We start from the raw sequence: 12,705 nt of genomic DNA, 5'->3' as shown, positions 1-12,705 counted from the left end.
ACCTCGGCGGCCGACGGGGGCGGGTCAGTGGCGGTCGAACTCGCCGGCCTTGGCGCCGTTGAGGAAGGCGTCCCACTCGGCGGGGGTGAAGAAGAGCTTGGGGCCGCCGGGGTCCTTGGAGTCGCGTACGGCGATCAGCTCGGGGTGCCCGTCCTTGTGCCCGGGGCCGTCACTGACGCTCGTCAACTCCGCAACCTCAACGCAGTCCCCGCCATTGCTGCCGGAGAAGCTTGACTTGAACCACTTCGCATTACTCAGGTCCATTTTTCCTCTACCGCCTTCTTGATCAGATCGATGGACATACCGAGCGGAAGCGCCTCGGTCCTCATGACCTCGAAACATTCGACCGCTGCCGCGACATCCGCCGGATCGCTCGTGGTGATGCCTCGGATGGCAGTCTCCGCATACAGTACGTCGCTTCCTCCTGCCAGCGTCGCGATTACGAAGCCGCCCATCAAGCCCGAGTGCATTCCGTGAGGAACCACCTGGATGGAAAGGCGGGAAGAGACCATCGAGACCAAGTGCTCCAGCTGTTCTCTCATGACCCCTGGGCCTCCGATCGGCCGGTACAGGACCCCCTCATCGATCACGCATCGGAAGCTCGGAGGCTTCGGGTCCTCACGGGTGAGGATCGCTTGGCGGTTCAAACGAGTCTCTATGTTCACCTCATCCCCGAAGAGCATCACCCGGGCGTACGCCTCGGTCTGGAGGAGGCCGGGGACCACCAGAGGCTGGTAGGTCCGGAGGGCGATCGCTTCCTGTTCCTTCTCCCGCCAGGGGCCGAACCAGGAGGGGAAGATCTGACCTTTCCGCCAGTCGAGGAGGCGGTGCAGGGCACCGCCCGTGTTGAGGACCTTGTCGCAGGTCTCGGCGAACTCCGGGCTGGCGGGGAGCTGGCCGGTCTCCACCCCGCTGATCAGCGACTCACTGAAGTGGACCTTCTGGGCGAGCTGTCCCTGGGTGAGGCCCGCCCCCTTGCGGTAATGACGAAGCTCCCGGCCCCAGATCGCCTGAGGGGTGTAGATGTTGGCCATTTCGCCCTCCTTGCCGGACTTCAAGGACAGCGCCGACAACCCGGCGCTCGCCAGTCGTAACCGATCGAACACCCAAGGTAACTGGAATTCGGCGCGCTGAACATGATCGCCCTAAGAAAGGCGAAGCGCTCAGAGCGAACCATCAGGACATGCGTCAATTGCCGGACTTCAACGCACACCAAACCCCGCATTTTTTCAGCTTGGCGAGGGGCGAGGAAACACAGGGAACCTACTGGCCCTGGAGAGGTTTCAGCGCCGACCCGTAAAGCAGCTCGAACCCAAGAAGCGAAAGGACGCTTCTTGAATGCGGAGAAACGCCACCTAGTCCATGACCCCACGCGCTGTCGTGACATCGATCTGTCCCGTGACCGCCGCCGTGATCAACGCTTGCTGTCGCTCCCGTAGAAGCCGAGACTGCTCATCCAACGCCCGCCGAGCATTGTCGATCGCCGCCATCTGTACCTCGACTTGCCTGACAAGACGCCGCTGCTGCTCCACAGAAGGCAAAGGAACGGGGAACCCAAGAATCTTGCTGCTGTTGGTGGAAGCGAGATTGGTGGTCTTGACCCCTGTGCTCTCGAAGTAGCAGCGTCCGTGCAGCGTCTGAGTCATGAGCGCTAGATACTCGGGGTCCAGCTTCTTCAGATCAGGGCGTAGAGCGAACACGTGGTTCTGGTGCAGGCAGTCCTCGATCTCACCGCTCCATACCGTTCCTCGGCCGAGTTTGTCGAGGTCACCGCCCTCAGTCATCAGTACATCACCGGTGCGCAGCGTGCTTCGTTCAGCGACTTTACGGGGAACCGTCACCTCAGCGAGCGAGCTTAGATCGACATGTCCAGCCTGAACGTTGGCCACTCGCAGGTATGGACGTGTCACGACATCGCCGTCCATGGCACGTGAACTGTCCATGGTGATGCCTGACTGCAGCCGGCACAGATACCCAAGACGCACGACGGGCCGGTCTTGCATCTCCGGCAACCAGTTCCAGGGCCACGTATCACCTGCTACCCCCGGAACAAGAACTTCGGTTATCAAAGATGCGGCGCGCTCATTCAAAATTAGCCGCTGCTTCGCGCGCATAACTTGAATCTGAAGCGTTTGAGTGACCTGGCCGTCAAGAAAATCAGCAATCCTCCCCTGTTTTTCCAGGGATGGCACCTCGATGGGAAGTGCCCGGACTCGCTCCGCGCTCACGTGGTAGATGTTCGCCCCGGTCGCCACCGAGGCGAACAGCCCCGATCCGAACGCCGAGCGTGCCCACCACCCCAGGAACCTCCCGTCGGTGACACCGGGACGAGGCCGCAGCCTCAACAGAGTGTTCTGGAAGCAGACCGTCCCCTCGATCTCTCCGCTCCAGACGGCTGCCGCGCCGACCGACGACAGGCTGCCGCTTCCCTCGGTCACCAGGACATCCCCGGGCCGTAGCGAGAAGATCCGCTGCTCCTGCGGGGTGAAGTTCATCGTGAGCACGTCGTCGAGCGCCAGCTGACCGTCCTTGACGTTGGCGGCCCGGAGGTACGGCACCATGTGCGGGCCCTCGGCGTGCTGGGGCGATCGCTGACGGCCCAGGGCGACCTCGGCCGCTCCACGAAGGGGAATGCGCTTCCAGCTCATCGAGTCACCTCACCCAAGAGCTTCTGAATCTCCGTCTCCAGCGCCCGAAGCTCCGCGTCGATCTCTTCCAACGGCCGGGGCGGCGTGTACACGTAGAAATGCCGGGTGAACGGGATCTCGAACCCCAGCTTCGTCTTCGTATGGTCCACCCACGCGTCCGGCACGTGCGGCAGCACCTCGCGGCGCAGATACTCCTCGATCTCCGCCTCCCGTTCGGCCGGGGTGGAGTTCATCGAGATCAGCGCTACGTTCTCGTTGTCCCGCAGGTCGGGATCGGGCAGCGGGTTGTTCTTCCGGTCGGTCTGGAGCTGGCCCTCGGGGTCGCCGACCGCGACCTCGGCCCAGACCGCCTTCTCCACCGGGGCGGGGAGCTTGCTCAGGCCGTGCTCGGCGAGGGCGGCGTCCAGCTTGCCGGCGAACTCCAGTTTGGTGCCGCACGCCGTACCGGGCAGGGAGCGCAGGGCGGCGAGCAGCGCGTCGCGGTGGTCGAACCTGGCGATGGCCTTGGCCTCGGCGACCGCGTCGGCGGTCGCGTCGGTGACCTCGAAGCGCTGGCGGAGCGGGCGTTCGACGGTGATGCGCTGGTAGCCGAAGGCGTGGCGCGGGAAGACCTTCACCTTGGCGTGGTGCTCGTGGTCGGCGTCGGCCGCGACGGCGAGGGCGTCCTTGTAGATCGCGGTCAGCTCGTCGATCCGCTCGTCGGGGATCATCTTGCGCTTGTCGCCGAGGGACTTGCGCATCTTCGTCCAGCACTCCCGGGCGTCCAGCAGGATCACCTTGTCCTTCAGGGCGGGAGCCTTGCGGTTGGACAGGATCCAGAAGTAGGTGGAGATGCCGGTGTTGTAGAAGAGCTGGTCGGGCAGGGCGACGATGGCCTCCAGCCAGTCGTTCTCCAGGATCCAGCGGCGGATCTCCGACTCCCCCGAGCCGGCCGCGCCGGTGAACAGCGGGGAGCCGTTGAAGACGATCGCGATGCGGGAGCCGCCCTGGTCGACCGGTTTCATGTGGGAGATCATGTGCTGGAGGAAGAGGAACGAGCCGTCGTTGATCCGGGGTGTCCCGGCGCCGAACCGGCCGGCCCAGCCGAGGGTGTCGCGCTCGTCCTCGACCTGCTTCTGCACCTTCTTCCACTCCACGCCGAACGGCGGGTTGGCCATGAGGTAGTCGAACCTCTTGTCGGCGTGGCCGCGGTGGACGAAAGAGTTGCCGAGGATGATCTGGGAGGGGTCCTGGCCCTTGAGCATCATGTCGGAGCGGCAGATGGCCCACGACTCGGGGTTGAGCTCCTGGCCGTGGACCTTGACCGTGGCGTGGGTGTTGTAGCGGGTGATGTGCTCCTCGGCGGCCGACAGGATGCCGCCGGTGCCGCAGGCCGGGTCGTAGATCGTGCGGACGATGCCCGGCGTCATGATGTCCGCGTCGTCGGGGGCCATGAGGAGGTTGACCATCAGCTTGATGACCTCGCGGGGAGTGAAGTGCTCTCCCGCGGTCTCGTTGGAGATCTCGGAGAACCTCCGGATGAGCTCCTCGAAGATGTAGCCCATCTGGTGGTTGTCGACGACGTCCGGGTGCAGGTCGATCTCGGCGAACTTCGCGGTCACGAGGTAGAGCAGCCCGGCCTCGTCGAGGCGGGTGATCTGCTCGTCGAAGCGGTACCTGTCCAGCACCTCGGCAGCGCCGCCGGAGAACCCGCCGATGTAGGCGCGGAGATTCCGCGCGACGTTCTCGGCGTCACCGGTGAACCTGCCGAAGTCGAGGGGGCTGCGGTTGTAGAAGCTCGCCCCGGCCACGTCGCGCAGCATCCGGTCCACGGCCTGCTCCGGCAGGCCCCGCCCCTCCAGTTCCCCGGCCCTGGCGAGGACCGCCTGCTTGGTGGGGGCGAGCACGCAGTCGATGCGGCGCAGCAGCGTGAAGGGCAGGATGACCTTGCCGTACTCCGACTGGCGGTAGTCGCCGCGCAGCAGGTCGGCGACCGACCAGATGAAGTCCGCGTACCTCTGGTGGTTACCGCTCACGGCTCTCCTTCTTCACGTCGTGCGGGGGGCCGGACGAGTCGTCACCGGCGGGTGGCTGGAGGCCACCGTGGGTGAGCCCGTCGGCGGTCAGCCGGATCAGATTCTCCCCCACTTCGGCCGTCTCCCGCAGCGCGGCAGAGAAGGAGGCCAGCCGCCGGAACGCCTCGCCGTACGCGCGCTGCTCCTCGATGGGCAGCAGCGGCACCTCGGCCCGGCGGACGTCCACGCGGATGCCGGTGCTGGACGCCGGGCCGTAGTGGCGGAGGTTGGCCGGGCCGCTCAGGAAGCCGGCCAGGAAGTCGGCGTCCAGCGCCTCGGGGTCGGGCCGCAGGAGGTGCAGGTGGGTGCCTAGCACGGCGCCGCCCCGGGTGAGGACCCGGGCGACAGGGACGCGGACGACCTGGGGCACCGCGACGTCGCCCGGCCGGGTCAGGATCTCCCGCCGCACCGCGTGCTCAGGGGTGCGGCCGGAGGGCGGCCGGTCGAGCACGACATCCTCGGCGGTCAGCACGGCGGAGCCGTCGGCCACCTCGGTCTCCTCACCGGGGCGGACGGGCGCCTGCTGGTGGAGGGTGAGCATGCCGCGCCGCAGGAGTTCCGACAGCGGTACGAGCGGCAGGTCGCGCGGTTCGGTCCGGACGGCGGGGGTCAGCTCGGCGACGGTGCGCAGCAGGTCGGCGAGGCGGTCGCGGGTGCCGGTGACCCGTTCGGGCGGCAGGTGCGCGGCGGTGGACAGGTGTCGGGCGGGGGTCAGGTCGATCTCGTCGTCCAGCAGGTCGATGACCGGCACCGTACGACTCACCCCGGGCTCGTCCAGCTCCTCCCCGGCGTCGAACCGCCGCCAGGCCGCGACAGCCGCCTCGGCGTAGTCGCCTGGCCGGCCGGAGGTGTCGATCATCAGGACGTGGCCGGGGGTGCGGGGCTCGGCGGGCCTGCACAGCACCCACAGGTTCAGGGCAACCGCGACGTTGGGGACGGCTCCGGCGGGCAGCCCGATGACGGCGCGCAGCGCGCCGCGGCGCAGCAACTGACCGCGGATGCGGCGGCCGGACCTGCGGTTGCCCACGGCCGGTGGCATCAGCAGGACGGCGACGCCGTCCGGCCGCAGGTGGGCCAGTGCGTGCTGGACCCAGGCGAGCTCGGACTCCATCCGGGGCGGCAGGCCGTACTCCCAGCGCGGGTCGGAGGCCAGTTCCTCGTATCCCCAGGCGCGGTCGTTGAACGGCGGGTTGCACACCACCGCGTCGGCGGTCTCGCCGGGGAAGGCGTCGGCGCGCAGGGAGTCTCCGGTGCGGACGTCGGTGTCGTCGCCGCGCAGGGCGAGCCGTACGGCGGTGAGCCGGGCGACGGCCGGGTCGGCCTCCTGGCCCATGACCCGGACGGCGGATGAGCGGTCCAGCGCCGCGAGGAGGTGGTCACCGGCGCCGCAGACCGGATCGAGGACACTGCGGACCCGCCGGCCCGGCGACTCCGGGCCGGGGACGCCGCGGACCCGCGAACCGGCCGGCTCCGGTCCGGCGTCACCGGGGACCCGGGGACCGGTCGGCACCTCTGCGCCGAGACCGGCCAGTTCCAGGCTCAGCTCGGTGATCTCGCGCGGGGTGGGGTGGAGCCGCCGGGAGTGCGTCTCGAAGTAGCGTTCGCGCAGGAACTCGAAGGCTCCGGATGCGCCGCGCTCGGTGCCGAGCCGGGCGACGGCGCGGATCAGCGGCACCCGGTCCGGGGGCAGGACGGCGGGGAAGGCCGGCACGACCTCGCGGATCCTCTCGGGCAGAGCGGCGGCGACCGCCGCGTCGTCGCCGGCCGCGAGCTCCGCCCAGTCGCGGGCGCGGCGGTGCGTGTAGACGAGGAACGCGCCGAGGTCGGCGATCAGGTCGGCGAGGTCGTCGTCACCGGCGACGGCCCGCAGGTCCTGCCAGAGCCACTCGTCGGACGGCAGCTCCCGATCATGGCCGGCGGAGCCGGGCGAGCCGGGTGAGAGGAGCCAGGCGCGGATCTCCGCCAGGGAGAAGGCCGGGCTGGTGGCCGTACCGCCGACGGGTTGCGGGAAGTCGGCGTGGCGGCGGCGCCAGTTGCTCACCGCCGCCCGGCCCACCCCGGCCAGCCGCGCGATGTCGGCAGCGGTCACCTGGACGTCTCGCCGCATGTCGGCCGCCTCCCGGGGTCTCTTCGGACGTGAACCAGACACTAGCGCTGAGCGTCTTCTCCGGGCAATGTCACGGAAGTTGTTTGTTGATTGTGTCAACACGTGCTCTACTAGGTGGCGTCGGTCACACCGTACCTTCGGGTAAGGCTCTGTGAACGGCTGTACCCCGGTGTGCCCATCCCCCTTGAGGAGCCCCATGTTCAAGCGTGTTCTGGCCGCGCTCGTCCTGGCCGCCGCCACCCTCACCACCGGCGCCGTGAGCGCCGGCACCGCCCACGCCGACACCACCTACCGGGGCGAGGGCGACGAGGTCGTCCGCGTCCGCCTCACCAAGACCCCTGGCCTGCTGCAGCTCCGGCACGACGGTGAGGCCAACTTCATCGTCTTCACCGTCACCCCGGCCGGGAAGAAGGAGGAGTTGCTGGTCAACGAGATCGGCCCCTACAGCGGCACGGTCCTGTACAACGCCCGCGCCGGCATGGGAACGGCGGCGCTGGAGATCAAAGCCGACGGCGCGTGGAGCGCGGTGTTCAAGCCGCTGAGCAAGGCCCGCTGCTGGTGCACCGGAACCGTCCACGGCACCGGCGACCAGGTGCTCAAGCTCTCCCCCACCCGCGGCCTGCGGACCGTCCGCTCGTCTTTCACCGGTGAGGGCAACTTCATCGTCCAGAGCTACACCCGCCCGGGTTCCTACGGCGACCTGCTGTTCAACCAGATCGGCTCCTACAAGGGCAAGGCCCTGCTGCCGTCGGGCACCCGCCTGGTCACCGTCCACGCCGACGGCTCGTGGTCCCTCACCCGCAACTGACCCTCGGGCCCGGCTGCCGAAGCAAGCCCGGCCGTCGGTGCGGTCCCAGCCGTCGAGGGCGGGCCCGGCCAACGGGTGACCGTGCGGCGCCGTCGCCATCCGGCGAGTCCGGCCACGGGCGCGCTCCCGTTCCGTCCCTGCTCACGTACCGGTGGAACGAACCAACGATTTCACCATTCGCACCACTTTCCTCCTTCCTGCACGTCATCATCGGTGGTCTGCGCATGTCTCTCCCGTGACGAGCGCCCCACCCTCCAGGGCGTGCGACTTCCCCAGAGAAGGACCAGAGTGAAACTTCTCCATGCCGCTGATCTGCACATCGACAGCCCGCTGCGCGGGTTGTCGGCCTACGAGGGCGCTCCGGCGGAAAAACTGCGGACCGCCTCCAGGCTCGCCCTGGAGAACCTGGTCGACCTGGCCGTGTCCGAGTCGGTGGACGCCGTGCTGCTGGCCGGCGACGTCTACGACGGCACCTGGCCCGACTACCAGACCGGCCTGTTCTTCGCCGGGCAGATGTCCCGCCTCGGCCGCGAGGGCATCCAGGTCTACATGGTCTACGGCAACCACGACGCGCAGAACCGGATGACCAAGCAGCTGCGGCTGCCGTCCAACGTCCACCTGTTCGACACCAGCGGGCCGCAGACCATCCTCGACGAGGCGCGCGGCCTGGCCGTGCACGGTCAGGGCTTCGCCCGGTCCGACATCACCGACAACCTCTCCCTGGCCTATCCCGCCCCGCGAGCCGACCTGTTCAACGTGGGGCTGCTGCACACCGCGCTGACCGGGCGGGAGGGGCACGACCGCTACGCACCCTGCTCGGTGAACGATCTCGCGGCCAAGGGCTACGACTACTGGGCGCTGGGTCACGTGCACCACCGCGAGGTGGTCTCGGAGGACCCGTGGATCGTCTTCCCCGGCAACATCCAGGGCAGGCACGCCCGGGAGACCGGACCCAAGGGCTGCACGCTGGTCACCGTCGACGACCTGAAGGTCGTCTCCGCCGTGCACCACGACCTGGACGTCGCCCGCTGGGAACACCTGAGGATCGACGTCTCCGGGGCCGCCGACGTCGATTCGGCCGTCGACCTGGTGGTCCGCGGGCTCAGGGAGATCCCCGGTGACCGGCTGCACGCGGTCCGGGTCAGCGTCACCGGTTCCAGCCCCGCGCACCTGCCCCTGTGGCGAGAGCGTCCCCGGTTCCTCAACGAGGTGCGCCTGGCCGCCACCGACCAGGGTGAGCTGTGGGTGGAGAAGGTGCGGATCGAGACCCGGCCGCCGGACGCCCCGGACGAAGGGGCCGCCGGGATCCTCCCCGACCTGCGGCGCACCGCCGACGCGCTGCGTGCCGACGGGGACGCCCTGCGGAAACTGGTCGAGACGACCCCGCTCTACCCGGCGCTGCCGCCGGACGTCTTCGACCGGGACGGCACCCGCCTCGGTGACCCGCAGTGGCTGCTGCGGATCGCCGACGACGCCTTCGAACTGCTGGAATCCATGGTCACGGAAGGGCGGAGCCACCGATGAGGATCGACCGGCTGGACCTGGTGGCGTTCGGCCCCTTCACCGGAATGTCCCTCGACCTGTCGGCTCCGGGCATCCACCTGGTGACCGGGCCGAACGAGGCGGGCAAGTCGACCGCCCTGCACGCTCTCGACCAGCTCCTGTACGGCATCGACGTCCGCTCGCCGTACGACTTCGTGCACGCCAAGGGGGCGCTGCGGCTCGGCGCGCTGATCAGAAGGAGCGACGGCGGCACCCTGGAGTTCATCAGGACCAAGACCCGCAACACGCCACTGCTCGCCCCGGACGGCTCGGCGGTGGGCCAGGCGGAGCTGGACGCCGCCCTCGGCGGCGTCGACCGGACCACCTTCGGCTCGGTGTTCGCCCTGACCAGCGCGGAGCTCCGCCGGGGCGGTGAGGAACTGGCGCACGGCGGCGGGGACTTCCGGCAGGCGCTGACCGCCTCGCGCTCCGGGCTCCGGCTGTCCGAGACCCTGAAGGCCATCGACGAGCGCATGGCGGAGCTGTACAAGCAGCGGGGCCAGCGCCCGGTGATCAACACGCGGATCGCCGAGCTGCGCCGCGCCCGGGAGCGGCAGCGCACGGCGCTCCTCCGGCCGGAGGAGTACGCCCGGCGGGAGCGTGAGGTCGCCGAGGCCGAGGAGGCTCTCGCCCGGCTGGCCGGTGAGCTGAAGGGGGCGAGGAGGGAGGAGTCCCGCCTGGAACGGCTGAGCCAGGCGCTCCCCGCCCTGGACCGGCGCCGCTTCCTGCTCTCTCAGATCGAGGAGGTTCGGGCGGAGGGCGTCCTCGCGCCGCAGGAGGTCACTGACCGGCTCCCCGGGCTGCTGGAGGAGCTGGGGAGCGCGCGGAACACTCTGGACGACGCCCGGCGGCGCCTCGCCGCGGCAGAGGATGAGATGAGCCGGCTGGTCGTCGACGAAGGTCTGCTGGCCGTCGCGGGCACGATCGAATCCCTTTTCCAGGATCACCGGGACGCCCGGAACGCGGCCCGGCGGCTGGCGAAGTCGGCCGGAGACGCCGCCGAGGCGCGGCGGAAGGCGGAGGCACTGCTGCGCCAGGTACACCCCGATGCCCGCCTTGAAGACGCCGCCCGGTATGACGTGCCCCGATCGGTGCGGAAGCGGGCCCAGGAACTGCACGACCGGCACACGGAGCTGGAGACCGCGCTGGCTCGGGACCGGCGCGCGACGGACAGGCTGCGGCGGAAGCTGGAGGAGGCGGAGAAGAAGCTCAGCGGGCTTCCGGCCGCCGAGGAGACCGGGCCGTTGCGCGCCGTCCTCGCCGCGATCCCCGATGACCTGCTCAGCCGTATGGTGGCCGACGACGAGGAGGAGCGGCGGCTCCGCGGCGCCGTCGAGCAGGGCTTGCGCGACCTGAAGCTGGCGATGCCTCCCGTGGCGGAGGCGGGAAGTGTCACCGTGCCTTCCGAAGCGGAGATCGGTGCGCACGCCGAGGCGCTCGACGAGCTCAAGCGGGACCGGCGCGACCTGGCCAGGCGGACGAAGGAGCTGGCCAAGCGGCTCGACGGCGACCGCCTGGAGCTGGCGGGCCTGCTGAACGTCGACCCGCCGCCCACCGGGGACGACCTCGCCGCCGCCCGGTCGGACCGCGACGCCCTCTGGCGGGAGATCCGCGGCGGGCGCCGGGAGCGGGTGGACGAGTTCGCGCCGGCCGTCGCCCGGGCCGACCATCTCGCCGACAGGCTGCGCCAGGAGGCGGACCGGGTCGCCAAGCGCTACCGGCTCGAACTCCAGATCGGCGAGGGAGAGCGCGGGCTGGCCGAGTGCGCCCGGGAAGAGGCGGAACTCGATCGCCACGCCGAGAGGCTGGCGGGCGAATGGGCCTGCCTGTGGGAGGACTTCGCCGGTCCCCGGCCCGCCACCCCCAAGGCGGCCCCCGCCGTGCTCCGGGCCGCCGAACGGCTCCGGGAGGACGCCGGCAGGCTCGCGGCCGTGCGCGCCGGGCTCGCCTCCCGCCGGGAGCAGGCCTCCCAGCACATCGCGCGGCTTCGCGAGGTGCTGCGGGTCACGGGAGAGGCGTCCTCGCTCGGCGCCGACAGCGCCCTCGCGGAGCTGCCTGAGCTGCGAGAGGTCGCCGAGACCAGCCTGACCCGGCAGGAGGAGGAGGCGCGGGAACGCGCCGCCCTGGCCGACCGGGTCGCCACCGCCCGCGACGAGCTGGCGGAAGCCGAGGCGCAGGTCACCCAGGGCGAACATGAGCTGGACGCCTGGCGGGCCGACTGGGACGGGTTGCTGGCCCGCGCCGGGCTGGCCTCCGGGCTGGAGACCGCGGAGGCCGTCACCCGCCTGGAGTCGCTCGAACAGGTGTCCGCCGCGGTCGACTCGGCCGTCAGGAGCGACAGGGAGATGGAGCAGGACACCGCCGTGGTCGAGCGGTTCCGCGCCTCCCTGGAGAGGGTCGTCCGCGAGTGCGGCAGGCGGCTCCCCGACGACGAGACCGAACGGTACGGGTTCGTGGCGGACCTGCACCGGGAGGCGCAGGAGAACCGTTCGGCCGCCGACCGGCGCGCCCGCCTCCAGGCCGGGCACGCCGCGCTGGCGGCCGACGTCGATCACCATCTGCGCACCACCGCGGACCTGGACGCGGAACTCGCGGCTCTCGTCGGGAGAGCGGGGGTGGACGGTGCCGAAGCGCTGAGCGAGGCCGTACGGCGCCGCCGGCGGCACACCGAGCTGACCGCCGCCCTCTCGGAGGTGACCGTGACGCTCCCCGTCACGGAGGAAGGTCTCCATGCCCTGGAGAAGGAGGCGTCGGCCACCGACCCCGACCGTCTCCACGCGGACCTGGAAGATCTCGCGGACCGGATCGAGGACCTGGAGAGGCGGCGGACCGAGCAGTCGGCGTTTCTCGGCGAGAGGAGGATCCGGCTCGCGCAGCTCGACGGGTCGGCCGAGGCGGCCCAGGCCGCGGCGAACGCCGAGACGGCCGCGGCGGCCCTGATCGAGGAGAGCGAGGAGTACCTCCGACTGCGGGTGGCCAGAGAGATCGTCACCTCGTGCATGGAGAAGTATCGGCAGGAGCAACAGGACCCGATCCTGACCAGGGCGAGTGCGCTTTTCAGGCGGTTGACCCTGGACGGCTACGCCGGGCTGGAACTGGACGAGGACAGAGACTCCCCCGTCGTGCTGGCCCGGCGCGGCGACCAGCCCCTCAGGGTCGAGCAGCTCAGCGAGGGCACCAGGGACCAGCTCTACCTGGCACTGCGGCTGGCGTCGCTGGAGCGGTACGCCGAGGAGGGGCACACCCTCCCCTTCGTCGTGGACGACATCTTCATGACCTTCGACGACCAGCGCACCCGCGCGACCCTGCGCGTGCTGGAGGAGATGGCCGACCGCTTCCAGATGATCGTCTTCACCCACCACGACCACCTGGCGGAACTGGCCCGGGCGGAGCTTCCGGAGGGGCGGCTGCATCTCCACCCGCTGCCGCGGTTCAGGCCGTTCGTGTAGCAGGTCCGTCCCCGCGCGCGTAGCACGGGTGCGGGGGCGGACCGTCGGCTCGAAAGGGCAGGCAACGGAAACAGCACCGGAACGCTATTTCTGTCAG

8 protein-coding genes are annotated in these 12,705 nt (G+C 69.9%); 3 read left to right on the top strand and 5 right to left on the bottom strand.

The annotated features are described in order from the left end of the window. Positions 1-24 precede the first annotated feature (24 nt). The 5 genes from HDA43_RS30200 to HDA43_RS30180 form a co-directional block, all read right to left on the bottom strand. The gene (locus HDA43_RS30200; protein WP_179827681.1) at positions 25-264 is read right to left on the bottom strand and encodes a DUF397 domain-containing protein; all 240 of its coding nucleotides are present in this window, start codon (positions 262-264) and stop codon (positions 25-27) included. Continuing rightward, the gene (locus HDA43_RS30195; protein WP_179827679.1) at positions 255-1,034 is read right to left on the bottom strand and encodes a helix-turn-helix domain-containing protein; all 780 of its coding nucleotides are present in this window, start codon (positions 1,032-1,034) and stop codon (positions 255-257) included. Before HDA43_RS30195 ends, HDA43_RS30200 begins: the two co-directional genes overlap by 10 nt. 321 nt (positions 1,035-1,355) lie before the next feature. Continuing rightward, a complete protein-coding gene (locus HDA43_RS30190; RefSeq protein ID WP_179827677.1) occupies positions 1,356-2,648 on the bottom strand; it encodes a restriction endonuclease subunit S in 1,293 nt (430 codons plus the stop codon). Then, complete coding sequence (locus HDA43_RS30185; protein ID WP_179827675.1) at positions 2,645-4,663, bottom strand: type I restriction-modification system subunit M; 2,019 nt, start codon at positions 4,661-4,663, stop codon at positions 2,645-2,647. The genes HDA43_RS30190 and HDA43_RS30185 overlap by 4 nt, the downstream gene beginning before the upstream one ends. Further along, positions 4,653-6,809 (bottom strand): N-6 DNA methylase, encoded by a 2,157-nt coding sequence (locus tag HDA43_RS30180; RefSeq protein WP_179827673.1) that lies wholly within the window; start codon positions 6,807-6,809, stop codon positions 4,653-4,655. The genes HDA43_RS30185 and HDA43_RS30180 overlap by 11 nt, the downstream gene beginning before the upstream one ends. Before the next feature lie 196 nt (positions 6,810-7,005). On the opposite strand from HDA43_RS30180, the gene HDA43_RS30175 reads away from it, so the two are divergent. The 3 genes from HDA43_RS30175 (at position 7,006) to HDA43_RS30165 (ending at position 12,608) form a co-directional block, all read left to right on the top strand. Further along, on the top strand, positions 7,006-7,617 hold the full coding sequence (locus HDA43_RS30175; protein ID WP_179827671.1) for a hypothetical protein: 612 nt from the start codon (positions 7,006-7,008) through the stop codon (positions 7,615-7,617). A 288-nt stretch (positions 7,618-7,905) separates the two neighbouring features. Beyond that, a complete protein-coding gene (locus HDA43_RS30170; RefSeq protein ID WP_179827669.1) occupies positions 7,906-9,141 on the top strand; it encodes a metallophosphoesterase family protein in 1,236 nt (411 codons plus the stop codon). Beyond that, positions 9,138-12,608 (top strand): ATP-binding protein, encoded by a 3,471-nt coding sequence (locus tag HDA43_RS30165; RefSeq protein WP_179827667.1) that lies wholly within the window; start codon positions 9,138-9,140, stop codon positions 12,606-12,608. Before HDA43_RS30170 ends, HDA43_RS30165 begins: the two co-directional genes overlap by 4 nt. Positions 12,609-12,705: the final 97 nt, after the last annotated feature.

This window comes from Streptosporangium sandarakinum, from assembly GCF_013409935.1.
GTDB classification, from domain to species: Bacteria; Actinomycetota; Actinomycetes; order Streptosporangiales; family Streptosporangiaceae; genus Streptosporangium; species Streptosporangium nondiastaticum.
This window is presented reverse-complemented; position numbering and strand designations above follow the sequence as displayed.

What these genes read in the sequence shown, in the direction of transcription:
- HDA43_RS30175 (WP_179827671.1), top strand. Translation starts at nt 7,006, where the DNA reads ATGTTCAAGCGTGTTCTGGCCGCGCTCGTCCTGGCCGCCGCCACCCTC.
- HDA43_RS30190 (WP_179827677.1), bottom strand. Translation starts at nt 2,648, where the DNA reads ATGAGCTGGAAGCGCATTCCCCTTCGTGGAGCGGCCGAGGTCGCCCTG.
- HDA43_RS30195 (WP_179827679.1), bottom strand. Translation starts at nt 1,034, where the DNA reads ATGGCCAACATCTACACCCCTCAGGCGATCTGGGGCCGGGAGCTTCGT.
- HDA43_RS30200 (WP_179827681.1), bottom strand. Translation starts at nt 264, where the DNA reads ATGGACCTGAGTAATGCGAAGTGGTTCAAGTCAAGCTTCTCCGGCAGC.
- HDA43_RS30180 (WP_179827673.1), bottom strand. Translation starts at nt 6,809, where the DNA reads ATGCGGCGAGACGTCCAGGTGACCGCTGCCGACATCGCGCGGCTGGCC.
- HDA43_RS30165 (WP_179827667.1), top strand. Translation starts at nt 9,138, where the DNA reads ATGAGGATCGACCGGCTGGACCTGGTGGCGTTCGGCCCCTTCACCGGA.